Genomic DNA, 25,930 nt, shown 5'->3' on the forward strand with positions numbered 1-25,930 from the left:
AGTAAATAAAAAAGACATAATGTTATAGTAAGGGAAGAAAGGGAATATTTATGGATGATATTTTAAAAAATATAGGACTTATTTGTGTTATAGGTATAGTTATTTTTTTAGGGGTTACAGTTGTTATCCCTATAGTATTACCAATTGTGTTTATATTGGGATTAGTATTTTTAGTTGGAGTTGGAATTGGTATTAAAGATGAAATTAAAAATAAAAAATTTGGGCACTATAATAATCATAATTCAAAGGCTAATTGTATATGTCCATATTGCAAAGTAAGTTATAATGCAGATGATGGATTTTATGTATGTGATTGTGGCAAAAAATTTAGAAAAGTTGGAAATGAGATATATAAGGAAGAAGATACTGTTGATGATATTATGCAAGATTTTGTAAAGTTAACGGCTTATATATCAAAAGCAGACGGTGTAGTTACTAAAAACGAAGTAGAGAGTTTAAGAAGTATATTAAAAAATGATTTTGAACTTTCAAGTAGTAAGATAATGTGGTGTGCTAATGTTTTTAACGAAACAAAACAATATAATTATGACAATAAAATAGTTAAAGAATTAAATGATATTATAGATACACTGTGTGATGGAGATGTAGATATAAAAAAAACTATTTTGTACAATTGTATTAAAATAAGCAAAGTAGATGGTGAACAAAGTTCCAAACAAAAATCAATACTAGAAGATATAATGTATATATTTAGAATATCAAGAACTGAATATGAAAGATTTAATTCAAGTTTTGAATATGAGAAAAGTCAATCAAAATCATTGGATGAATACTATAAAATACTAGATGTAGATACAGATGTTACATTAGAGGAGTTAAAAAAGGCTTATAAAAAACTTATGAAAAAATATCATCCAGATTTACATCAAAGTAAGGGATTATCAGATGAAGAAATGAAAAAAATACATGAAAAGACTATAGAAATAAAAGAAGCATATGAATTTTTAAAAGAAAAATTAGATTCTTAGTAAATATAAAGTTGTCCAAAATTAAATTTTAGGACAACTTTTTTTGATGATGCTAAATAAAATAATTATTTAGATTTTACTCAATTATATAAATATATGCAATTAATCTGTAACTTCTTGAATTTCAAGAATTCCCATTGGACAGGCATCTACGCAGATACCACATGCAATACATTTAGATGGAGTAGGCTTGTCTTCAACTTTTGCAATAATACCTTTTGGACAGGCATCTACGCAAGTAAGACATCCAGTACATAGTTTTTTGTTTATCATATATACGCCTTTAGCATTTTGTTTGATAGCACCTTCAGGACATTTTTTAGCACATACACCACATTGATTACACGCCTTTACATTTAAAGAATTATCTTTTTTAACATCAATTCTAATACATGGAGTATCAAAATTATTATACATTTTGTAAAATGCTTCAGAACAAGCTATTTCACAAGAAAGACATGCTTGACATTGAGATCTGTCTGTAACAACTAATTTTTTCATTTTCTATTCCCCCTAAAATCTAAGATAAAAATATTTTTACTGTAAAATCCCCGTTGATAATTTAAGTGTAGAGTATTGTAGAGGCAAACGCAATTAAAAGTAATAAAAACAATATTTGCTAGAAAAATCAAACTTTATTTTTTGAATTTTATGTATAAATATGATAAGAATTAATATAGTAAATTACAAAAATTAAATAAAAATAGGAATTTTGAAAAAATAAAAGATAATTTGTAAATAAAAGAAGGAAATAGTATTTAATAATAGAATTTAATTAATTAAAATAATATATAGTCAAGGGGGATATAAAACATGCCACAAAAAATAAAATATCCATTAATAGAAATAAATATTAATAAAATCTATGAAAATACAAAAACCTTAGTAAATATATGTGAGAAACAGGGGATAAATATAACAGGAGTAATAAAAGGGGTAAATGCACAACCTACAATTGTTGAACAAATGGTAAAAGGGGGTTGTAAATATATCTCTAGTTCTAGAATAGAACAATTGATAGATTTAAAAAACAATGGTTTAAATAAAGCAAATATGCTAATACGAATTCCGATGCTAACTGAAATAGAAGACTTAGTACAATACGTAGATATTAGTTTAAATTCAGAAATAGAGATAATAAATAAAATAGAAGAAGAGTGTAAAAAACAAAATAAAGAACATAAAGTAGTTATTATGATGGATTTGGGAGATTTAAGAGAAGGATTTATAGATGAGAAAGAATTAATAGACGTTTGTTTATATATAGAAAATAAATTAAAATATGTAAAACTTTATGGAATAGGAACAAATTTAAGTTGCTATGGATCAATAAAGCCAACATATGATAATTTAAGTAAACTATGTGATGTTGCTTGTAAAATAGAAGATAAAATACATAGAGAGTTAGATATAATATCAGGAGGAGCTACAACTACATTACCTCTGGTATTAGAAGGTAGAATTCCAAAAAAAATAAATAATCTGAGGGTAGGAGAAGCTATATTAGTTGGCCAGGATTTACCATATTATTGGGGCCATGATTTAGATAATATGTATTCAGATACTGTAATATTAAAAGCAGAAATTATAGAAATTAAAAATAAGCCATCACAACCAATTGGTGAGATGTACGTAGATGCATTTGGGAATAAACCGTCATTTGAGGATAGAGGAACAAGAAAAAGAGCTATATTAGGCGTAGGTAAACAAGATTTTGTTTCACATGATAGTTTAATACCATTAGCAAGTGGTATTGAAATTTTGGGTAGCAGTAGTGACCATTTAATAATAGATATAGAAGATAGTGATAAAGAATATAAATTAGGAGATATAATTTGTTTTAAATTATTCTATGGAAATGTTCTTTATTTAACAGCATGTGATTATATAAATAAGGTGTTTATTTATGAATAATATTTAATACTTATATTTAGAAAATAAATAAAGTCTCAAAATGTATTTTGATTTAAAAATACCTTTTGAGACTTTTTGATTTTTATAAAAATTAAATGTTTTTATCCTTATCATATTGACAAAAATAAATTTATAAAAACACTGTAAAAAAACTTGATACTATACTATATATAGTATAGAATAGACAAGGTGTTACTACATATAGTATTTATATTCCTTGTACAAGGTATATAAAACTTGAAAAGTCAATACTTTTCGCAGAAATAAATTAGATTTATTTTTGCAAAATTTGATACAACTTTATGTAATATAATACATTAAAGAAGTAGACAAAAGGAGAGTTTTATGGATAGTAAATTAAATATAATTAAAAGAGATGGTAGTATTGTTGAATTTGATAAAGAAAAAATAGAAAGTGCAATACTAAAGGCGATGAAGTATGGTAGTGGAATATATGAAGAAGATGTAGCTAAAAAAATAGCAACTGAAATAGAAAATAATTGTCACGAAAAATTGACTTCACCAACAGTATATAAAGTAGAAGATATGGTATATCAAAAACTAATTAATTATAAAAAAGAATTAACTGCTAAAGCTTATGAAGGTTATAGAGCAGTTCAATCATTTAAGAGAGAGACTAATACAACAGATGATAGTATATTAGGTTTGCTTGATAAAACAAATGAAGATGTTTTAAATGAAAATTCTAATAAAAATGGTCTACTTGCTTCAACGCAAAGGGATTTAGTAGCAGGAGAAGTATCGAAAGATATAGCAAGAAGAAAATTAATCCCTGCACATATTGTACATGCACATGATGAAGGTGTTCTTCATTACCATGATATGGATTATGCTATGCAACCAATTCATAACTGTATGCTTATAAATTTAGAAGATATGCTTAGTAATGGAACAGTAATTAATAATAAATTAGTAGAACCACCTAAATCATTTGGAACAGTTTGTACTATAGTAACTCAAATAATAGCTCAAATTGCAAGTGGTCAATATGGTGGTAATTCTATAACTATAAAACATATCGCTCCTTTTTTAAGGGTTTCATATGATAAATATTTAAATAAATATAAGGAAAGATATTCTGAAAATATGTCTCATGAATTAGCAGAAGAAAGAATGAAGGAAGAGCTAAAATCAGGAATACAGACGATAAGATATCAATTATCTACATTACACACAAGTAATGGTCAAGCTCCTTTTTCAACTATATATTTAGAAATTGAAGAAGGACATGAATATGAAAAAGAAATGGCATTAATTTGTGAAGAAATGATACATCAGAGATTAGAGGGAATGAAGAATTATAGGGGTCAAGAAATAGGTGAGGAGTTCCCTAAATTAGTATATTTACTTGATGAACATAATTGTTTAGAGGGTGGTAAATATGATTATATTACAAGGCTAGCTGCAAAATGTAATACTAAAAGATTAGTTCCAGATTATCAAAGTGCAAAGATAATGAGAAAAAATTATGAAGGCGAAGCCTTCCCACCAATGGGTTGTAGGTCTCATTTAAGCCCTTGGAAAGATGAAAATGGTGATTACAAGTGGTATGGAAGATTTAATCAAGGTGTAATTAGTTTAAATTTAGTACAAGTGGCATTAACAGCAAATAAAAATATGGATAAATTCTGGCAAATACTAGATGAAAGATTAGATCTTTGTAAAGAAGCATTAATGGTAAGACATAATCTTTTACTAGGAACAACATCAGATGTATCTCCAATTCACTGGCAACATGGAGGTATAGCAAGACTTAAAAAAGGTGAAAAAATAGATTCTTTATTAAAGGATGGATATTCAACACTATCTTTAGGTTATGTAGGAATATATGAAATGACGCAGGCAATGCTTGGAATTTCTCATACAACTAAAGAAGGAGAAGATTTTGCCTTAGAAGTTATGCATTATTTAAATGAAAAATGTAAAGAATGGAAAGAAGATACAGGACTTGGATTTGGGTTATATGGAACTCCAGGAGAAAGTTTAACTTCAAGATTCTGTAGAATAGATAAGCAAAAATTTGGAGAAATAAAAAATGTAACAGATAGAATGTATTATACAAATTCATATCATGTACATGTTTCAGAAGAGATAGATGCTTTTGAAAAACTTAAATTTGAAAGTCAATTCCATGACATTAGTTTAGGTGGATGTATAAGTTATATAGAAGTTCCTGATATGAGTAAAAACTTACCTGCTGTGGAACAAATAATTAATTTTATTTACCATAATATACAATATGCTGAAATTAATACTAAGCCAGATGTATGTTTTAAGTGCGATTACACAGGAGAAATAAAACTTGATGAAAATCTAGAGTGGTATTGTCCTAACTGTGGAAATAGAAATAAGGATGAAATGCAAGTTATGAGAAGAACATGTGGATATATAGGATCTAATATGTGGGGTAAAGGACGTACTCAAGAAATAGGAGAAAGAGTACTACATCTATAAGATTTGGAGTGAGAAAATTGAAGTTTTCTAAGATAAAAGATAATGATATAGCAAATGGAATAGGAATAACAATGTCGCTTTGGACACAAGGGTGTCCTCATCATTGTAAAGGATGTTTTAACTCAGAAACTTGGGATTTTAAGGGTGGAAAAGAGTTTACAAACAATGATTTACAATATATATTTGACAATATAGATAAAAATAATATTCAAAGAAACTTATCTGTTTTAGGAGGGGAGCCATTATGTTCCCAAAATATTGATGGAGTAATAGATCTTTGTAAAGAATTTAAAAAAAATTATCCAGAAAAAATTATATATTTATGGACAGGATATGTTTTTGAACAGTTCAATGAGCTTCAAGTGGAAGTTTTAAAATATATAGATGTTCTTATAGATGGAAAATTCGAAGAAGAAAAGAGAAATTTATCTATTATGCTAAGAGGATCTTCAAATCAAAGAATTATAGATGTGAAAAATTCATTAATTAATAATAATGTAATAATTTATAAACTATGATAAAATAAAATATTATATTTTATATAGAGGAGAATGTGGACATTCTTCTCTATATATTTTTAAGCAAAATAATTGACTAAAAGGAGATACTACTTATGATAATAAATGTTAAAAAAACAAATGAAAATGCTACAATACCAGTTTTTGCTCATCCAACTGATAGTGGATTTGACTTATTCACAGCTGAAGATGTAGTAGTTGAAGCAGGAAAAAAAGCAATTGCTAAAACAGGATTAATATTTGAGATACCAACTGGTTGGGGTATTCAAATAAAGAATAAATCAGGTATAACAGTAAAAGGTGTTCCAACAACTTCAGGAAAAAATGCAGATATAACAGTATATGAGGGAACTATAGATATGGATTATAGGGGTGAAGTTGGTATAATGTTAAAAAATGAAGAGGAATTTTCAATAACAATACCTAAACATACTAAGATAGCTCAAGGTGTTTTAAGAAAAGTATATCACTGTACATTTAATGAAGTAAATGAAGTAAATGAAACAGTTAGAGGAGAAGGTGGATTTGGATCTACTGGAACTACAGTATAAGAAATAATTAAAATTGATATATAAGAGTAGAACCAAGTACTTGGAACTACTCTTTTTTATTTATACTGTATTTCTCAACCTATATCTGACTTTATAGCTATACTTATAAAAAATAACTATTTTACAATAAAATTGCCGAAAAGCCCCTCGCTTTAGCTATGGGAGATGAAAGGCAAGGTCTTAATATTTCGAAATGTTATATAGGGTATTGAAAAATAACACTTGATAAGTTATATTAATACTTAGGAGGTGTTATTTGTAATGTATAAATCAAATAATAATATAGTTTATGACTGTAAATATCACGTTATATGGTGTCCTAAGTATAGAAAACCTGTATTAAAAGGTGATGTTGAAAAAATGTTAAAAGAAATATTGCCATTTAAAGCCGAAACTTTAGGAGCAGAAATAATTGAAATGGAAACTGACCTCGACCACGTTCATTTGTTAGTATCTTGCAACCCTCAATATGGTATTCATAAAGTTGTGAAAGGTTTAAAAGGATTTAGTTCAAGAGTTCTTAGAGAAAATTTTCCTCACCTAAAATCAACTATGCCTACTTTATGGACTAATAGTTATTTTGTTGGAACAGTTGGTTCAGTTAGCTTGGAAGCAGTCAAGCAATATATAGAAAATCAACAAGTTAGGACAAAGAAAAAATGATAAAAACACATAGAGTAAAATTAAACCTAACAAAACCACAATTTGAATTAGTAAGAGAAAAGCAAATGGAATCAGCTAATTGTTGGAATCACATAGTTAGCTTGTCAAAAGAATACTATTTTGAACATAAACAATGGATTAAAAAGAATGATATACAGAAGTTAATCAAAGGTAAATATAATCTACATAGTCAAACTATTCAAGCTATATCAGACAAGTTTGATGCTAATAGAAAGACTATTTCAGAGTTAAGAAAGAAAGGTAACACTAAAGCAAAATATCCATATAAGACTAAGAAGTTTTATATAATACCTTTTAAGGCTAGTGCAATAAATACTAATGCTAAAGGTAATCTAAAACTATCAATGTCTAAAGGTAGATACTTAGAGTTAGACTTCTATATACCAAATATAAAAACTGCCGAAATAGTTTGGAGAAATGGTTATTATTTATATTATACATTTGATAATGGATTAGATGGAATTGTAGCCGAAGGCACTAACACCATAGGTGTTGATATGGGTGAAATACATTCAATAGCATCAGTAACAAATGAAGGTGCAGGGCTTATACTCTCTAATCGAGAAGGTAGAAGTATTAAACAATTTAGAAATAAGATGTATGCATATATATCTAAAAGACTAAGTAGATGCAAAAAAGGCAGTAGGCAATCAAAGAAGTTATGGAAATTAAAGAATAAGATAAGAAGTAAAACCGATAATCAATTAATGAATTTATATCATCAAACAACTAGAAAATTTATAGACTTTTGTGTAGAGCAAAAGGTCTGTGAAATAATTCTTGGCGATATAAAAGGAATTGAAAAAGATACTAAGAAAAAGAAAAGATTAAATAGAGTTAATAGGCAGAAAATATCTCAAATGGAGTATGGTAGAATTAAAGACTATATAAAATATAAAGCAAAAGAGCAAGGTATCGAAGTAAAAATGGTTAAAGAACATTTCACTTCCCAAACTTGCCCAAAGTGTTCTAAAAAACACAAACCAACAGGAAGAAATTATAGTTGCACTTGTGGTTATGAAACTCATAGAGATATAGTTGGAGCATGGAATATTCTAAATAAAAAACATAAATATGATTTAGTAGACTTTAGAATAAACCACAAGCAACCAATTAATTTAAAAGTATCTACCGTTTAAGGTAGTAGTGGCGAAGACACCGTCCATGTAGCTTGGCTTTGTAACCACCTCTGTTGTACTGTTTAAGTATGAATAAGTGAGTTAGCCACCAAGAATCCCCTAGATTTATCTATGGGGAGTGTGTCAACATAAGTTAAAAAATAGGAAACAAATGCGTATTCTTCTAAGGTGATTGGTAAAAATAAAATAGAATAAATTATTTTTTAGAAATTATGAGGATATAATATTAGAAGAAAAAAATTATCAATAACCATAGTAAAAATTAAGAAAAAACAATCTATGGAGAATTATAAAAATGTGATATCTGTAATAGTGAAAATATTAAAGTATTAGGAAAAAAAGACGAAAATAACTTATAGAGGGAAGAAAAAGAAAAACATTATTAGAATAATGATTAATAAATATGAAAATAGTATAATTAGTAAGGATTTAATGCAAACGTTTAACTTAATTAGATATTAAAGAGTTTTAATATTAAAAAAATAAAAACCTAAATTTTTTATAAATATAGGTTATGTATTTTTGATTGATTTTTAAAATTTAGGGTATAAGTAAAATAAAGTGAAAAGAATTTTTCACAGTTAAAATAAAAAGTATTTGTATTCTGTGAATTTTATAAAATATAAAAATTTAATCAACGAGGTGGGTCATATGAAAAACTTAAAAGAAAGCTTAAATAATTTAGTAGGAGAATTATCAGGAATTTTAAACACAATGTTAGTATCAGAAAGAATAAATAGTCAAAGATGTGTAGCAAAAGATATAGACACTACAAAGACTATTATAAATCATAAGGATGAAACAGAAGAATTTACTCAAAATGATTTAAATTCAATAGGTAAAGAGTTAGAAGTATTGACAACAGAAATAAAGGGTATAGCAAATGAAATGCTAGTATCAGAAAGAATCAACAGTCAAAGATGTATAGCAAAGGATATAGATACTACAAAAACTATATTTGATTCAAGTGATGAAAATAAAGAATTTACTAAAGAAGATATAAAAGAATTAACTGAAGAAGTTAAAGGTATCGTAGGTGAAATGCTAGTATCAGAAAGAATAAATAGCCAAAGATGTGTAGCAAAAGATATAGATACTACAAAAACTATATTTGACAATAATGATAAATCAGAAGAAGTTAATAAATCTGATATAGAAAATATTATTAAAGAATTAAAAGATTTAGTTAAAATGATGCTAGTATCAGAAAGAGTAAATAGTCAAAGATGCGTAACAAAAGATATAGATACTACAAAAACTATATTTGATAAAAATAATAAATAACATTATATAGTTAAATAGTTTTATAAATGTTTCTTTTGGACTTGCTAAATAAAATTATATAAAAACAATTTGAATTAATCTGATATATATAATAATATTGTTGTATAGAAAAATTAATTCAAAAATAAATGATAAGGTGTGTCTAAATGGAAGATTTAAAAAAAGCAATTAATGAAATAGTGCAACAAGATATTATAAAAGTAGTTATTAGTAATAAAAAGAATAAAGAAATAGAATACAATAAAATAGTATTTCTTTTAAAAGAAAAAAATAGCAATCAATATTATCAAATAGAAAAATATACTGATAAGCAGGTTTTTCATGAAAATATTGAAGAAGATGCTTTGGGTGAAAAAATATTAGAATTTATGTATTCTGACTATAAACAAGCATCAGCATGGTCGAATACGACTACATTTGACTTAAAAGTATCTAAAAAAGGGAAAGTCTTTTTAGGTAAAAAGAAAGATGACAATATAAAACTTGTTAACAAAGAACATAACAAGGAAAAAAATTACATACTTAAAGAAGGAATGTTAATTCAGCCTCTTATTGATTTGGGAGTATTTACAAAAGAAGGCAAAGTAGTTAACTCTAAGTATGATAAATACAAGCAAATTAATAGATTTGTAGAAATTATTGATGATGAGATTAAGAAAAATGATTTTAAAGAACTTACTATTTTAGATTTTGGTTGTGGAAAATCTTATTTAACATTTGTATTATATTATTATTTTGTAGAAATAAAAAAAATAAATGTAAAAATGATAGGATTAGACTTAAAGGAAGATGTCATTAAAAAATGTAATGAGATAGCTAAAAGATATAATTATGAAAATTTACATTTTGAACTTGGAGATATAAATGGATTTAAATATAACAATAAGGTTGATATGGTAATTACATTACATGCTTGCGATACAGCAACGGATTATGCTTTGTATAATGCAATTAAATGGAACAGTAAAATGATATTTTCAGTACCTTGTTGTCAACATGAGTTTAATCATCAGATGACATCTGAATCTTTATCTATATTAACTAAGTATGGAATTATAAAAGAAAGAGTAGCAGCTCTTATGACTGATGCTGTGAGAGCTAATCTATTAGAGAGTGTAGGATATAAGACTCAACTTTTAGAATTTATAGATATAGCTCATTCTCCTAAGAATATACTAATTAGAGCATCAAAATCTAATATATCTAGTGATAAAAGGGAAAAGTCTTTAAATGAGGCTAATAATTTAATTAATGAATTTGACTTTAATCCAACTCTATATAATTTATTAAAAAAAGATAATTTAATCTAATTAAAATATTATAAAAAAATAGAAATGCCAGATAATTTATCATAGGCATTTCTATTTTTTTTAGAAATTTTTTATTTAAGTTTTGAATAGAATTCAACAACTAAAATATCATCAATTTCGATTGGAACTTCAAATCTTTCAGGTTGTCTTATAAGAGAGCCTGATAAATTTGTTATATTTTTTTCTAAATAAGGGTAAGTACTAGTTGTATTAACAATAAAGTTTTCTTTAAATAATTTATTTTGTTGAGATTTTTCTCTTAATGAAATTACCTCACCTATTGAAACATTGTAAGAAGGAATATCTACTTTTTTATTATCAACTAAAATATGCCCATGTACTACCATTTGACGAGCTTGTCTTATAGATGAAGCAAAACCTAACCTATAAACTAAATTATCTAATCTACACTCTAGCATCTCTACTAAAGCAGTCCCTGTTGAAGATTTAGATTTAGTTGCCTTCTTAACGTAATTAGCAAATTGCTTTTCTAGTACTCCGTAATATGCTTTTAATCTTTGTTTTTCTAATAACTGAGTCCCATAAGGGGATAGTTTTTTTTCATCTCGAGCAATCCCTTTAGCAGCTCTATCCATTGCTTTTGGATGTCCACATACATTTAATCCTAATCTTCTACATTTTTTAAATCTAGGTCCCATCATTTTTGCCATAATTATCATCTCCTTAAAAATCTTTAGAAATTGCCGCGATAATTTAAAGCCTAAAAATAATATATCATAAAAAAAAATAAATGTAAATGAAATTCATTATCAAAAAAATAAAAAATCACGATATGACAACTTTATCGTGATTTTTATGTAAAATTGAGTGTAATTTAAAATTAACAAACATCTTTATTATCATAAAGTTGCGTTAACTAATGGCAAGAATAAGAGCATCAATAATAAAATTTAATTTAAATAATATATCCTTTGAAAAATATTATATTTTCGTGGTGTAAAGTGGTTTTATATTATTTTGAATATATTAAAATTAGGTTAAATTATTTGCCTTAATTCTAACTTTAAATATAATATAACATAATTTTGAATAAATGTAAATGAAATTCATTATCAAAATAATATTTTATAACTAACTCATAGATATTATTTGAATGGGAAGTATATTTATATAATAAAAATATAATATTTAATTAAGAGGTGATTAAAAAATGAAGGATAATTCATCTTCAGGAGATACAAATAATTTAGTAAAGCAATTTTTATACAGTGAAAGTGAAAATACTAATACAGATAAATCAGAGGTATTAGAAATAGATGCAAATGGAAATAAGCATTTAGAAAATAAAGCTGGAGCAGGACCGAATATAAGAAATAAAATAAATGATCATTATCAATCTGAAGGAGTAAATAAAATTAAATAATTTAAAGATAACCCGTTTAAAAGTATAATAATTTATTTTTAGATGGGTTATTTTAATTCTATAAAAAATAAAATAGAAAAATACAGAGATATAAATTAGTTGATTTATATATAATTAATATTAAAGTTGTTGACGATTACCGATTTTATATCTAATCTAAATTATACAAGGGTAAATTTAAATAAAATATATAGTAGAATTCTAACAATATTAAAATGGGGGAACTTTATGAATGATTGCAAGATAAATAAGAAAAAAATATATGAGATTTTGTGTTTGTGTATTTTATCTATTGTTATTTGTGTAATTAAAGATATATCTTTAATTTATGCATTTGTAGTAGGAATAATCTACACTACAATAGTGTCTTTAAAAAGTGGATTTAAGCTAAAAGAAATTAAATCTATGGCATATGAAGGAGTGAAAGAGTGTAGCAGTTTATATTTGATAATATTACTAATAGGTGCTACGGTATCTGTATGGCTATCATCTGGAGTTGTGCCAACGATGATATATTATGGATTAGAATATATGCAAGGAGTAAATTTTTTATTTGCTTCATTTATGTTAATTTCTATAAGTGCGATTTTTATGGGAACAGCAGTTGGAACGATAAGTACGATAGGTGTGGCTATACTTGGAATAGGAAAAGGATTTGGAATACCAATGAACATACTAGTAGGAGTAATAGTATCAGGTGCTTTTTTAGCTGATAAAATATCTCCGATATCAGGACTTTTAAATTTAACTCTTGCAACAACAGAAATAAATTATAAGGAAGCTATAAAATCAGCTATATATACTATGATTCCAACAATGATAATTTGTGCGATTATATATTATATTATTGGAATAAAATATGAGGATTCAGTAGGAATAAATAGTATTTTAGAATTAAAGAATGCAATGGGAAAAGAATTCTTTATATCTCCATATCTACTTTTTTTACCGATAGTAATAATAATATTATCTATAATAGGCATTAAATCATCTTATTGTATGTTTTCAGGCATAATAGTAGGAAGTATAGTTACTTGCTTTTTTCAAAAAATAAAAGTATTATCACTTTTAAAATATATTATATTTGGATTTAATGCAAATTCAACATCGACAATAGTAAATGAAACTTTAATTAGTGGTGGAATGATATCTATGGTATCTGTAATATTTATTGTGATTGGAGCAATAGCTTTAACATCTATATTACAAGGTACTGGAATTATAAGTTATTTAACTAAAGATATAATACAAAAAATCACAAGCAGAAAAGATTTAATATTAAAAACAGGAGTAATTAGTAGTATATTGACCGTTATAACTTGTGACCAGACTATGGGAATAGTATTACCGTCAAAGTTATTAAAGGAAAAATACAAAAAGCTTGGAGTAAATAAGAGCATATTGGCTAGAACTATATCAGATACAGGCACTATAATTGCTCCAATTATACCGTGGAATATAAATGCCTTAATAGTAAATTTAGTTACTGGAATTTCATGTACAGAATACTTTAGATTTGCTTTACTTTGCTTTGTTGCTCCAATAGTTACGATTGTGTTTGCATTTATAAATACAGGTAATTATAAAAAACAACAAAAAATAGAATCTGTAAAAGAAGTATAAATATTTATTTTAAGATAGACTATTAATGGATTGAATATTACATACATAACATTTAATGAAAAAAAGCAGGATATGTGATAAAAAATAATTCTTAACTTATTTTATTTAAGTTAAGAGTTATTTTTTTATTTTTAGTATGAAAAATTTATGATTATATCCGTATAAATATAAATATAATTATGAATTTTAATATGATATAATATTTTATCAAAAGCAAAAAACAATAAAGGGGGAAACAGATGAAATCAGTATTAAAAAATATTAGTAAAATATCTCTGATATTAGTTATAGGTATTGCCATGCTTGGAGAAAGTAATACGACTTATGCTGACACTTATTACAAAAAAAGTAAAGTAGTTAATGTAGGAGAATTAAGAAATAGTGAAAAAGAAGTTACAACAACTTTAAATACACGAAATAACGATGAAATTTATAACAAAATATATCAAGCGATTATTAATTTAGAAGATAGTATAGATTTGTCTAAATATTTTACATTTTCAACAGGTGATGATGCAGCAAATATATATGCACAGGTATTAGAGGAAAATCCTCAAATTTTCTATATGACTAATCAAATTAGATATAGTGGAAATGACACAATACTTAAATTAGAATTTTCATATGCTTATCCAAAAGCAAATATATTAAGTATGAAGAGTACGTTAGATAATAAGATACAATATATTCTTAATAATGTTATAAATTCTAATATGAGTGATTTAGAAAAAGAACTGGCTATACATGACTATCTAGTGTTAAATACGGAATATGATCAACGAAGTAATATACCTATTGATTCTCATAATGTATATGGAACGTTAATAGAAAACGTGGCAGTTTGTGATGGATACTCTAAAGCTTTTCAGTTGTTTTTAAATAAAATTGGAATAGAGTGTATAAGAGTTGATTCAGAAGAAATGAATCATGTTTGGAATATGGTAACTATAGATAATGAAAAATATCATGTAGATGTAACTTGGGATGATCCAATTGTAAATGAAATCGATATAAAAGATACAGTTTCTTATAACTATTTTAATATTACTGATAGTCAAATAGAAAAAGATCATACTTGGATAAGAAGTAATTACGATGCATGTAACAGTACTAAGTATTCATATATTAATGGTATGGATTATGTAGAAGACACAACGAAAATAGATATACAATCTATAAAGGGTAAAGATAGATATGAAACGGCAGGATTAATTGCTGATAAGCAAACTTATAATAAAGTTATACTTGTGAATTCTACAAACTCATTAGCTGATGGATTAAGTGCAAGTGGATTATCTGGAGCAGTAAATGCACCAATTTTACTTACTCAAAAAGATTCAATACCATCAGAAACATATAAAAGAATAAATGGAGTAACTAAAGTATATATAATAGGTAGTACAAATGTAATCAGTACTAAAGTAGAAAAAGAATTACAATCAAAAGGAATAGAAGTAAAACGACTAGGAGGAGCAGATAGATTTGAAACTAGTTATATAGTAGCAAAAGAAATATCTAGTATTAAAACAATAGACAAAGTATTTTTTGCAAATGGATATAAGGGAGAAGCAGATGCTATGAGTATCTCACCAGTAGCAAATAAGCAAGGTAATCCAATAATACTTACTAATGGAAATAATACAACATTTAAACCTTCTAATACGAAAAATTATGTTATAGGATCAACGTCAGTTATGAGCCAAAATTTATTAAATGAAACCAATTCAACTAGATTGGGAGGAATAGATAGATTTGAAACAAATAAAAAGGTTATACAATATTTTTATGATGATATAGATGAAGTTTATTTAGCAAAAGGATATCAGTTAGTAGATTCATTAACAGCTTCACCATTAGCAAAAGATAAGCCGATGGTATTAGTACAGAATAACAGTGATAAGAGTATATTAAAAGGAGCTAGTAAGTTTATAGAAATAGGTGGAATAGATAAAACTGTATTACAACAATGTGTAAGTGCAGCAAAATAATATATAAATAAAAAAGAGTGATCAAAAATTTATCTTTTAAATAAAGAATTATTTTGATTCACTCTTTTTTTTATTTTAATTTTTCTAAATTAATGATTTCAATAGTACCTCTAGACATCTTAATAAGCCCTTCATTTTCGAATCTCTTAAGCATACGACTAACTACTTCACGAGCAGAACCTAAATGATTAGCAATTGCATCATGAGTGATTTTAAGCGTAGTAGAATTTTCTAGATAACTTTGATTTAAAAGAAAATTAGCAAGTCTACGATCGAAGTTTAAAAATACTATTTGTTCAATTATCCACATGACTTCTGATAGCTTATCTTGAGTTAAATCAAATAAAAATTTTTGAACATGGCTATTTGACTCAGATAATTTTTTTAAGTACGCTCCTTCAATTATTAAAACTAAGGAATCTTTTTCAGCTTCAAGACTTATATCATAAGTCAAATTTTTAAAAACACAGGATGCAGATAAAAGACAAATATCTCTATCTATTAATCGAAACATAGTTATTTCTTTTCCTGATGAGGAATCGAGAAAGCTTCTAAGTTGACCATTTATTACTAAGATAACTCCTGTGCAGTTAGAATTTTTTGAATGAATTAATTCACCCTTAGAATATTTTTTTAGATAACTAATAAGAATTAGGTTATTTAATTCTTCTGATGATAAATCTTTAAAAAATGGAAGATTATTTTTTAAATAATTAATTTTATTTTTATTTATAATGTATCACCTCATATTTATTTAAGTTTTATATTTAAATTTTAATATATTTTAGTGATAAAGTCACAGAAAAAACTTAAAAAAAATAATAGTATATATAAGAACCTAATGATAAAAAATAAATTAGAGAGAATGAAGGAGGCTTTAATATGACTAGACCATCTATTTACCATAGTGAAGGATATACGTGTGCAGAAGCTTTAATAAAATCATATAACGAAGAACATAAAACTAATATACCAGTTTCTTTAGGAAGTGGTTTGGGAGTTGGAATGACAGTAGGTAGTGTATGTGGAGCTGTAAATGCTGCAGCTATTATAATAGGATTTATAAAAGGTAGAAATGATAAGCTAGAGCAAAATGAAGCTAGAAAGTATACAAAAGAATTAATGAATAAAGTAAGAGAAAAATACAATTCAGAGATATGTTTAAATTTAAAAAGAAATAAAGTTGGCTGTGATGAAATAATCAATTTTACGTATGATGCATTAAATGAATTGCTAGAAAGTGAAAAGTAGTCTTGAGATAAGCTAAAATACTTATTCTAAATAAGTATTTTAGCTTATTTTTTAGCATAAAATTTGAAATAAGTATCTTTATTTAATAAATATATTGACACTAAGGTGTGTAAAAGAGTTATAATATACAATGATATTAATTATCAATTAAAATGAATCTATTTTATAATTATATTTTAAATTAGATTTATACAATAAATAAAACATAGATATTAAGGAGGAGAATTTACTATGAAAAAATGGTATATATCTATATTGAGTATATTAGTAGGTATAGGGGTTATGGGATGTTCTAAAGAAAATAAAATAAATAAAACTCAAGAAAATAAAAAGATTAAAGTTTATACAACTATATTTCCTATATATGATTTTACTAGAAATATAGGACAAGATAAAATTGATGTTAACTATATTGTACCACCAGGAGGGGAACCGCATGATTTCGAGATAACGGCAAAAAATATGAAAGATATACAAAATGCAAATTTACTTATAAAGAATGGATTAGGTATAGATGGTTTTGCTGATAAAATTAAAAGTGAATCTAAAAATTTAAAGATTGTAGTTGCTACAGAAGGTATTAAACCTACAGCATATGAAAAAGAGCATGACAATGAATTAAAGCATGAAGATGTACATAATCATGGAGAATACGATCCTCATGTTTGGTTAAATGTAGATTTAGCAATAAAGGAATGTGAAAATATAAAGAAGGCATTAATAGAGGCAGATAAAAACAATAAAGATTTTTACGAAAGAAATTATAACGAGTATACAAATAAGTTGAAAAATTTAAAAAGTAAATATGATGAAGGTTTATCAAGTATAAAGAATAAAAACATGTTAGTATCACATGATGCATATGGATATTTATGTGAACAATATGGAATAAATCAAATATCTATAACAGGAATAAGTCCAAATCAAGAGCCATCTATTAATAAAATTATAGAACTTACAAACTTTGCAAAAGATAAAAATCTAAATTATGTATTATTAGATGGGCTAGTAAATCCAAAGGTAGCAAAAACTATAGCGAGTGAAGCAAAAATAAAAACAAAAGTATTATATTCAATAGATGGATTAACAAAGCAAGACTTTGATAATAATGAAGGATATATATCTTTAATGGAAAAAAATTTAGAAACATTAAAATTAGTTTTAAAGTAGGTAGATATTATGGATAAGGTTATAAAGTTTAAAAATGTAAGTTTTGGATATGAAGATAAAACAATACTTGAAGAAATAAACTTTAATATAGAACAAGGTGATTATATTGGTATTGTAGGTCCAAATGGTGCAGGTAAAAGTACTATGTTAAAATTAATAATAAATCAGGTTAGTCCAATAAAGGGAAATATTGAACTTTTAGGTAATGATATAAAAAATTTCAATAAATGGGAAAAAATAGGATATGTTAACCAAAAATCAAATTCATTCACATCTTCATTTCCAGCTACGGTAACAGAAGTTGTTTCTATGAACTTGTCTTCTAAAATAGGCTTATTTAAGCATATTAAAAAACATCATCTTGATGAAGTATATAAAGTTTTAAAATTAGTAGGGCTTTATGAATATAAAGATAGGTTAATAGGGAGTTTATCTGGTGGACAACAACAAAAAGTATTTATTGCAAGAGCTTTAATTAAATCTCCTAAAATATTAATTTTAGATGAGCCAACAGTAGGTATAGATGTAAATGGTCAAAAGGAATTTTATGAAATTTTAAATAAATTAAATAGTAAATTAGGTCTTACTATAATAATAGTTTCTCATGATTTATTCATAGTTAAGAAGGAAGTAAAAAAGATAGCTTTTATAAAGGATAAGAAAGTTAAAGTAATGAAAAATACTAAGGATGATATAAATAATGACATACTAATAGACCTTTTTGACATGTAAAAAGGAGGGGGAAATATGGATATTTTTCAATATGATTTTATGATAAGATCAATTATAGCAGCTTCTATAGTTGGACTGATATGCCCTCTTATGGGGATGTTTGTAGTTCTTAAAAGACTATCTTTAATAGGAGATAGTTTATCACATATTGCATTATCAGGAATAGCTACAGCAACAATATTTAATGGAAATCCTATAATTGGGTCTTTAATTGCATCAAGTATAGCGGCTGTAATAATTGATAAATTAAGGGTGAATTTAAAAGAATATGCAGATTTATCAATATCAATAATAATGGCACTAGGTGTAGGTATTTCCGGAATACTAATGAGTATGTCAAATGTGAACTTTGATTTGTTTTCTTTTATGTATGGTAGTATAGCTACAGTTACAAAGGAAGATGTTATTATTATAATTATTACATCAATAATAATAATAACTTTTATAAAATTATTTTTTAAAGAACTCGTATACATAACTTTTGATGAAGAAGGAGCAAAATTATCTAAAATACCAGTTAAGTTTATAAATACAATTTTTATGATTTTAGTAGCAGCAAGTATAACTATGACATTGAGAATAGTAGGAGTATTATTAGTATCTTCATTAATAGCAATACCTGTAGCAACAAGCTTAAAAATAGCTAAAAGTTTTAAAAGTGCATTATTTTATTCTATATTATTTGGAGAAATAGCAATACTTAGTGGGGTGATTTTATCTTTTTATATGGATTTAGCTCCAGGAGGGATTATTGTTATAGTAAGCGTGATACAATTAATTATAGTTAGTGTATTAAATAAATTTATTAGAAGAGTAAAATTTGAAATTTAAAAAAAGCTGTCTCAAAATTATTATATTTAGAGGCAGCTTTTTTATATCTATATAAATTTAGAGATAAGGATAGGATTATGTAAATATAGAAATAATATTATATAAAGTTGTTTTTTAGTTTGAAAAATATTATTTTATGAAAAAAATAAAAGAAAGGATATATTATGGGTAAGGATAAAAAAGAAAAAATTAATATAAAAAGATTTAATCCGAATCCTCAGAAGGGTCTTTTAAAAGAGCAAGTTCAAGATAGAATAAAAGAAGGTCTTTGTAATATAAATATAGACAAGCCATCAAAGACTATAGGAGAAATAATAACAAGTAATGTATTTACATTTTTTAACTTTTTAAATTTTGCATTAGCAACTCTTATTATCTTAGTAGGTTCATATAGAAATGCACTGTTTATGGGGGTTGTAATATCTAATTTAATTATAGGTATAGTACAAGAAATTAGAGCAAAAAAAACGATAGATAAGCTTTCGTTACTTTCAGCATCTTATGCTAATGTGATTCGTGATTCTAGTAAAAAACAAGTCAATTTAGATGAAGTAGTATTAGATGATATTATAATTCTAAAATCAGGAGACCAAGTCTGTGTGGATTCTATCATTGTAAGTGGTGAAGTAGAAGTAAATGAATCACTTTTGACAGGAGAACCAGATGCGATATTAAAAAAATTAGATGAAACTTTATTGTCCGGAAGCTTTATTATTTCAGGAGAGTGTCGTGTAAGAACAGAAAAAGTAGGATTAGATTGTTATGCATCTAAAATTACACAAAATGCAAAAAAGAAAAAAAGAGTAAATTCTCAAATAATGAATTCTTTAGATAAAATAATTAAAGTAATTGCTGTAATTATTATTCCCTTAGGAATGATTCTTTTTATAAAACAATTTTATATTTTAAACAGTAGATTTGAAATATCTCTAGTTACAACAGTAGCAGCTGTTATAGGAATGATTCCAGAAGGATTATATCTTCTTACGAGCATAGCCTTAGCAGTATCAGTTGTACGATTAGGGAAAAGTAAGACTCTTGTGCAAGAATTATATTGTATTGAAACTCTTGCTCGAGTTGATATGATATGTATAGATAAGACAGGCACAATAACAGAAGGTAAAATGAAAGTAAAAGATATAGCATCTTTGAATAACTCAAATTACGATGAGAATAAAATTTCAAAAATAATTAGTGAGTTTACTCAAGCACTAAATGATGATAATTCAACTTTTAATGCATTAAAAGAGCATTTTAAAGAAGAATCAAAATGGAATGTCTCAAAAAAGGTGCCTTTTTCATCAGTTAGAAAGTGGAGTGGAGTATCATTTAATGAACAAGGAACTTATATTATTGGAGCACCTGAGTTTGTCTTAAACAGTAGTTATGAAAAAATAAAGTCTCAAGTAGAAGAATATTCTTTAAAGGGAGACAGGGTACTTTTACTTGTAAAGTATAATGGAGAGCTTAATACAGACATAATAGACAAAGATGTAGAAATAATTTCACTTATAATATTGGAAGATAAAATTAGAGATAATGTAAATGAAACATTTGAATTTTTTGATAAACAAGGAGTGAATATAAAAGTTATATCAGGAGACAATCCAGTTACAGTTTGTGAAATTGCAAAAAGAGCTGGAATTTCAGATGCAGACAAATATTTAGATGTTTCATCGATAACATCAAAAGATAAAATTCAAGAGATAATAAAAAACTATACTATATTTGGAAGGGTTACACCAAATCAAAAACAAGAAATAATCAAAGAATTTCAAAATATAGGATATACTGTTGCTATGATAGGCGATGGAGTTAATGATGTTCTAGCACTTAAAGATGCAGATTGTAGTATTGCAATGGCATCAGGAAGTGATGCAGCTTGTCATATATCTCAATTGGTTTTAATGGATTCAAACTTTAAATATATGCCTAAGGTTGTTATGGAAGGAAGGAGAGTAATTAATAATATACAAAGAACCGCATCTTTATTTTTAGTAAAGACAATATATTCATTATTACTATCTATATTGGTTTTATTTTTTAAAAATCCATATCCATTTGTACCGATTCAACTGACACTTATAAGTGGATTGACAATAGGGATACCATCTTTCTTTTTCGCCTTGGAATCGAATACAAATATAGTAAAAGGAAATTTCATAAAAAATGTAATAGGAAATGCTTTAATAGGAGCAATTACTATAGTAATAAACATAGTAGGAATAATGAGTATTTCAAATAGGATGAATTTAAGCACAAGTGATATATCTACTTTAGCTACGATATTAACTGGATATACTGGATTTTTAATTTTATTTAGAATTTCAAAACCGTTTAATTATAAAAGGATCATATTAATAGGAAGTATGATTATATTATTTTTAATATCTATTATATTTTTAGGAAAGGTATTTATGATTCATCATGTAAGTATAAGAGAAATTTTATTATTACTTGTATTTATTATACTAACTTATCCTTTAATGTTAGTAATAACTTGGATAATAAGAAAAATAGCATTTGTTATAGATAAAAGAATTATAATAAAATAATTTATAAATATAAATTTTATAAAAGAAATCTTAGTTAAATTTAATTAAGATTTCTTTTGTTGTTAAAAATCTACTTTATTTAAGGAATATTTAAGGTTTATGTTATTAACTGTTAATATAGAAAATGTATTATAGAATTATAAATTATAATAAAAGGCGGGATAAATAAAATGAGAAAAAGATTTTTAATAGCAGGATTTTTAATAGCAACATTATCATTAAGTGGATGTACAAAGGGTAAAAATAATGAAGTTAAAAATACTAAGTCACAAACTCAAAGTACAAGTCAGGAAAAAAATGAAGATGAAATGGCATTAGAAGAGTTAGGAATAAAATTAGTTAAACCTAAAGCTTGGCAAAATATAGAACCAATAGTCGAAGATTCAAATAAAATGGTTTTTAATTTTATGAGTACAGATGATGCAAAATATATAGGAGAAATGTCTAAAAAAATTCAAGAAAAATCAATACAAAATGATGGAAAAACAGATTCAAAAGAACAAGAAAATTTAATTAAAGAATATGCACAAAGAAATAAAGAAATATGTGCAATAGTGAAAATAGAAAAAAATAAAGCAAAAGATTTTTTAAGCAATGAAGAGTGTTCAAAATATAAAAAGAAAGATAAAGTAGGAGAATTAAATAACTATGAATATTATCTTTTATACAATGAACAAGGAGATGAAAGTAATTTATCTGACAACGGTAAAAAAGAAATGAAAGCAATTTATGATAATATGAATACTTTTAAAGAAAGTATAAAAGCATTTGATCCAGTGAAAAATCCTGTTGAAAAGAAAGAAGAAAAGGCTAAAGAAGAGTCTTTAAAAGGAACTATTAGTTTTAAATCAAAAACTTTAAAAGGTAAAGATATAGATAGTTCTATATTTAAAGAAAATAAGCTTACTATGATAAATATATGGGGAACAAGCTGTATGCCATGTATAGATGAAATGCCAGAACTAGAAAAATTATCAAAAGAAGTTAAGAGTAACAATGTTAATGTTATTGGTATAGTAGCAGATGCAACTGATGATGAAAATAAAGCACTAGCAAAAGAGATAGTAGATAAAAAAGAAGCTAAATTTGATAATATAACTCCAGATAAAAACTTAAGTAAATGGATTATGGAAAATGTAAAAGGAACACCAACTACAATATTTGTAGACAAAGATGGAAAGATAGTTGGAAATGCATTAGTAGGAACGGCAAGTAAAGAAGAATACAAAGCACAGATAGAAAAAGTTTTAGGTCAGCTTTAATAATGATTTTAATTAAAGGGGAATTTCTATGAAAGTAAGATTATTAAGAGGTATAGTATTATTTATGAGCATTTGTTTTATAGTAGGTGGAGTATATAGAAATGAAGTTAAAATAGTTTTAAATAAGGCTACTAATATATGTTTGGAGTGTATAGGAATTGGATAAAAGAAATTTCACTCAATTAATTGCTACTATACTTACTAATGCTAATTTAAAAGGTTTTTTTGAAAAAGGAATATTTAAAGGAGATACTAAGAAACTATGTGTTCCAGGACTGAACTGTTATTCATGTCCTGGAGCATTAGGATCTTGTCCGATAGGATCATTACAAGCTGTTATAGGTAGTATGAAGTACAATATCTCTCTTTATGTATTAGGAATAATGTCATTTTTCGGAGTTATTTTTGGAAGATTAATATGTGGATGGCTATGTCCATTTGGATTTATTCAAGATTTGTTATATAAAGTAAAAGTAAAAAAAATAAATGTAAATAAAAAAGTAGATAATGTGCTTAAATACTTGAAATATGTGATTTTAATATTATTTGTAGTAATATTACCTATGTTTTTAACTAATGAATTTGGTATGGCTAAACCATATTTTTGTGAGTTTATATGCCCAGCAGGAACATTAGAGGGCGGAATACCATTAGTATTACTTAATGAATCATTAAGACAAACAATTGGATTTTTATTTGCATGGAAGCTTTTTATATTAATTGCTATTATAGTACTATCTATGTTTGTTTATCGACCATTCTGTAGATACATTTGTCCACTTGGAGCATTTTATTCTGTATTTAATAAATTTAGTTTTTATAAATATAAAGTGGATGAAGAAAAATGTACAGGATGTAAGGCTTGTCAAAGAAAATGTAATATGAATATAGAAGTTTATAAAAAACCGAATACTATAGATTGTATAAGATGTGGAGAGTGCGTAAAAGCTTGTCCTACAAAATGCATTAAAAAAGGATTTTAATATATATTAAAAAACACGATATTTATATCGTGTTTTTGCTATTTTTTATTACAAATTTAGAAACCTAAAAACTATGGGGTGTCTCAAAATTATACTCAGGCGAATCGATATGTTAATCATAAAATTTTATTTTGAGATAATCCCCAAGGATATTAATATTTTTAAGCGTATTTCTTACCTAAAGATTTAAGTAAATCTGTTTCAGATTCAGATGGTTCATAGTTTGAAATGATACTATCTTCAATTAATATTCCACCTAGAGATTTGATTCTTTCTTCCCAATCTTTCATCCATTGACCATCACCCCAACCATAAGATCCGAATAATATTATTTTTTTATCTTTTATAGATGAAGAGATAGTTTCCATAAAAGGCTCCATTTCACTTTCCTCAAGCTGTTCATCGCCCATAGATGGACAACCTAAAAATAAAATGTCTGCTTCGTTTATATTTTCTATACTAGCTTTATCAACACTTAATAGTTTTGAATGAGCATTATCTTTACAAGTAGAGTATACAGATTCAGCCATTGTTTCTGTGTTACCTGAACCACTCCAATAAATTATATTAATTTTATTCATATAAAATTACCCCCTTATTGTTAATTTACTTAAATAATAACATAATGATATTGAAATGTAAATAAAAATGATAATTAATATCAAATAAAACAATTACAATAAGTTTGAAATATTTAAAATTTAAATAAATGGTTTTAAATGACTAAGCAAAGATATTTTACTTATTATAAATATTTAATATAATACATAAACTATATTTAAGTTAATTTCATCAAGGAGGTTTAAAATTATGAAAAAAGGAATTTTACCGATGGCAGTAGGTACAGCAGTTACAGCAGCAGGGTTAGCTTTAGATTCAAATCAAAATAAAAAAAGACATTTTAAGAAAAATGATTATAAAAATATGGCGGGGGCTCTTTTAGTTGGAGCAGGAGTTGCACATATTGCACTTGGCGGAATAGATGTTATTAAGGAATAGTTAAAAATATTTATTTATAATATTAAAAATAGTTATTTTAATTTATTGTTTTATTTAAATTAGAAATAACTATTTTTAGTTTGAGTAAATTATTATTGAAGAATTAGATTTTATATTAATTACATACATAATTAAAATAAAGATATAGTTAGTTGGCTAATTAACATATATAAAATACATAAAATAAAGGGAATTAATTTAAATTCATTAACATAAACATAAAAAATAATATTTTATTGATTTAATAAGAAAAATATTATAATATAATAATTAGTCGACTAATTAAAG

At 25.7% G+C, this 25,930-nt stretch carries 25 protein-coding genes; 21 read left to right on the forward strand and 4 right to left on the reverse strand.

Features of this window, described 5'->3' with window-relative positions:
* Positions 1 to 50 precede the first annotated feature (50 nt).
* Positions 51 to 989, forward strand: coding sequence for a DnaJ domain-containing protein (locus CHF27_RS08765; RefSeq protein ID WP_095406883.1), 939 nt, complete (start codon positions 51 to 53; stop codon positions 987 to 989).
* Positions 990 to 1,091: 102 nt separating this feature from the next.
* Here the strand turns inward: CHF27_RS08765 and CHF27_RS08770 are convergent, their stop codons facing one another.
* Positions 1,092 to 1,490, reverse strand: coding sequence for a 4Fe-4S binding protein (locus CHF27_RS08770; RefSeq protein ID WP_095406882.1), 399 nt, complete (start codon positions 1,488 to 1,490; stop codon positions 1,092 to 1,094).
* 312 nt (positions 1,491 to 1,802) lie between these two features.
* On the opposite strand from CHF27_RS08770, the gene CHF27_RS08775 reads away from it, so the two are divergent.
* The 8 genes from CHF27_RS08775 (at position 1,803) to CHF27_RS08810 (ending at position 10,864) form a co-directional block, all read left to right on the forward strand.
* Positions 1,803 to 2,903 (forward strand): alanine/ornithine racemase family PLP-dependent enzyme, encoded by a 1,101-nt coding sequence (locus CHF27_RS08775; protein WP_095406881.1) that lies wholly within the window; start codon positions 1,803 to 1,805, stop codon positions 2,901 to 2,903.
* 345 nt (positions 2,904 to 3,248) lie between these two features.
* The gene (nrdD, locus tag CHF27_RS08780) at positions 3,249 to 5,378 is read left to right on the forward strand and encodes an anaerobic ribonucleoside-triphosphate reductase (RefSeq protein ID WP_095406880.1); all 2,130 of its coding nucleotides are present in this window, start codon (positions 3,249 to 3,251) and stop codon (positions 5,376 to 5,378) included.
* 17 nt (positions 5,379 to 5,395) lie between these two features.
* Positions 5,396 to 5,896 carry an anaerobic ribonucleoside-triphosphate reductase activating protein gene (gene nrdG / locus CHF27_RS08785; RefSeq protein WP_095406879.1) on the forward strand — a complete coding sequence of 167 codons (501 nt, stop codon included), beginning with the start codon at positions 5,396 to 5,398 and terminating at the stop codon, positions 5,894 to 5,896.
* Between the two features lie 95 nt (positions 5,897 to 5,991).
* Positions 5,992 to 6,447 (forward strand): dUTP diphosphatase, encoded by a 456-nt coding sequence (gene dut / locus CHF27_RS08790; protein WP_095406878.1) that lies wholly within the window; start codon positions 5,992 to 5,994, stop codon positions 6,445 to 6,447.
* Positions 6,448 to 6,708: 261 nt separating this feature from the next.
* Complete coding sequence (gene tnpA, locus CHF27_RS08795; protein ID WP_095406877.1) at positions 6,709 to 7,110, forward strand: IS200/IS605 family transposase; 402 nt, start codon at positions 6,709 to 6,711, stop codon at positions 7,108 to 7,110.
* Positions 7,107 to 8,270, forward strand: a complete 1,164-nt coding sequence (locus CHF27_RS08800; protein WP_095406876.1) for an RNA-guided endonuclease InsQ/TnpB family protein — start codon at positions 7,107 to 7,109, stop codon at positions 8,268 to 8,270. The genes tnpA and CHF27_RS08800 overlap by 4 nt, the downstream gene beginning before the upstream one ends.
* Positions 8,271 to 8,921: 651 nt before the next feature.
* The gene (locus CHF27_RS08805) at positions 8,922 to 9,554 is read left to right on the forward strand and encodes a hypothetical protein (protein ID WP_095406875.1); all 633 of its coding nucleotides are present in this window, start codon (positions 8,922 to 8,924) and stop codon (positions 9,552 to 9,554) included.
* Between the two features lie 146 nt (positions 9,555 to 9,700).
* A complete protein-coding gene (locus tag CHF27_RS08810; protein ID WP_095406874.1) occupies positions 9,701 to 10,864 on the forward strand; it encodes a class I SAM-dependent methyltransferase in 1,164 nt (387 codons plus the stop codon).
* 71 nt (positions 10,865 to 10,935) lie between these two features.
* On the opposite strand, the gene rpsD is transcribed toward CHF27_RS08810, so the two are convergent.
* Positions 10,936 to 11,535 carry a 30S ribosomal protein S4 gene (gene rpsD, locus CHF27_RS08815; protein WP_095406873.1) on the reverse strand — a complete coding sequence of 200 codons (600 nt, stop codon included), beginning with the start codon at positions 11,533 to 11,535 and terminating at the stop codon, positions 10,936 to 10,938.
* A gap of 500 nt (positions 11,536 to 12,035) precedes the next feature.
* Between rpsD and CHF27_RS08820 the strand changes: the two genes are divergently transcribed.
* From CHF27_RS08820 to CHF27_RS08830, 3 genes are all read left to right on the forward strand, one after another.
* A complete protein-coding gene (locus CHF27_RS08820; RefSeq protein WP_095406872.1) occupies positions 12,036 to 12,248 on the forward strand; it encodes a hypothetical protein in 213 nt (70 codons plus the stop codon).
* Positions 12,249 to 12,476: 228 nt separating this feature from the next.
* Entirely contained in the window at positions 12,477 to 13,871 is a 1,395-nt protein-coding gene (locus tag CHF27_RS08825; protein WP_095406871.1) for a Na+/H+ antiporter NhaC family protein, read from the forward strand.
* Between the two features lie 239 nt (positions 13,872 to 14,110).
* Complete coding sequence (locus CHF27_RS08830) at positions 14,111 to 15,859, forward strand: cell wall-binding repeat-containing protein (RefSeq protein ID WP_095406870.1); 1,749 nt, start codon at positions 14,111 to 14,113, stop codon at positions 15,857 to 15,859.
* Between the two features lie 70 nt (positions 15,860 to 15,929).
* On the opposite strand, the gene CHF27_RS08835 is transcribed toward CHF27_RS08830, so the two are convergent.
* Positions 15,930 to 16,595: a Crp/Fnr family transcriptional regulator gene (locus CHF27_RS08835; RefSeq protein ID WP_330409781.1), complete on the reverse strand. Its 666-nt coding sequence runs from the start codon at positions 16,593 to 16,595 to the stop codon at positions 15,930 to 15,932.
* Positions 16,596 to 16,741: 146 nt separating this feature from the next.
* Between CHF27_RS08835 and CHF27_RS08840 the strand changes: the two genes are divergently transcribed.
* The 8 genes from CHF27_RS08840 (at position 16,742) to CHF27_RS08870 (ending at position 24,643) form a co-directional block, all read left to right on the forward strand.
* Entirely contained in the window at positions 16,742 to 17,110 is a 369-nt protein-coding gene (locus CHF27_RS08840; RefSeq protein ID WP_095406868.1) for a C-GCAxxG-C-C family (seleno)protein, read from the forward strand.
* Between the two features lie 231 nt (positions 17,111 to 17,341).
* Complete coding sequence (locus CHF27_RS08845) at positions 17,342 to 18,280, forward strand: metal ABC transporter solute-binding protein, Zn/Mn family (protein WP_095406867.1); 939 nt, start codon at positions 17,342 to 17,344, stop codon at positions 18,278 to 18,280.
* 9 nt (positions 18,281 to 18,289) lie between these two features.
* On the forward strand, positions 18,290 to 19,012 hold the full coding sequence (locus CHF27_RS08850) for a metal ABC transporter ATP-binding protein (RefSeq protein ID WP_095406866.1): 723 nt from the start codon (positions 18,290 to 18,292) through the stop codon (positions 19,010 to 19,012).
* 15 nt (positions 19,013 to 19,027) lie between these two features.
* Positions 19,028 to 19,843: a metal ABC transporter permease gene (locus tag CHF27_RS08855; protein ID WP_095406865.1), complete on the forward strand. Its 816-nt coding sequence runs from the start codon at positions 19,028 to 19,030 to the stop codon at positions 19,841 to 19,843.
* Positions 19,844 to 20,007: 164 nt separating this feature from the next.
* Positions 20,008 to 22,398 (forward strand): cation-translocating P-type ATPase, encoded by a 2,391-nt coding sequence (locus tag CHF27_RS08860; protein WP_095406864.1) that lies wholly within the window; start codon positions 20,008 to 20,010, stop codon positions 22,396 to 22,398.
* Positions 22,399 to 22,568: 170 nt separating this feature from the next.
* Positions 22,569 to 23,660: a TlpA family protein disulfide reductase gene (locus CHF27_RS08865; RefSeq protein WP_095406863.1), complete on the forward strand. Its 1,092-nt coding sequence runs from the start codon at positions 22,569 to 22,571 to the stop codon at positions 23,658 to 23,660.
* A 28-nt stretch (positions 23,661 to 23,688) separates the two neighbouring features.
* Entirely contained in the window at positions 23,689 to 23,826 is a 138-nt protein-coding gene (locus CHF27_RS14380; RefSeq protein ID WP_095406862.1) for a CD1871A family CXXC motif-containing protein, read from the forward strand.
* Positions 23,819 to 24,643, forward strand: a complete 825-nt coding sequence (locus tag CHF27_RS08870; protein WP_095406861.1) for a 4Fe-4S binding protein — start codon at positions 23,819 to 23,821, stop codon at positions 24,641 to 24,643. The genes CHF27_RS14380 and CHF27_RS08870 overlap by 8 nt, the downstream gene beginning before the upstream one ends.
* A 161-nt stretch (positions 24,644 to 24,804) precedes the next feature.
* Here CHF27_RS08870 and CHF27_RS08875 read toward each other — a convergent pair whose 3' ends face one another.
* Positions 24,805 to 25,224: a flavodoxin gene (locus tag CHF27_RS08875; RefSeq protein WP_095406860.1), complete on the reverse strand. Its 420-nt coding sequence runs from the start codon at positions 25,222 to 25,224 to the stop codon at positions 24,805 to 24,807.
* 229 nt (positions 25,225 to 25,453) lie between these two features.
* On the opposite strand from CHF27_RS08875, the gene CHF27_RS08880 reads away from it, so the two are divergent.
* Positions 25,454 to 25,642, forward strand: a complete 189-nt coding sequence (locus CHF27_RS08880; RefSeq protein ID WP_095406859.1) for an asparagine synthase — start codon at positions 25,454 to 25,456, stop codon at positions 25,640 to 25,642.
* Positions 25,643 to 25,930 lie beyond the last annotated feature (288 nt).

This window comes from Romboutsia maritimum, assembly GCF_002251085.2.
GTDB classification, from domain to species: Bacteria; Bacillota; Clostridia; order Peptostreptococcales; family Peptostreptococcaceae; genus Romboutsia_B; species Romboutsia_B maritimum.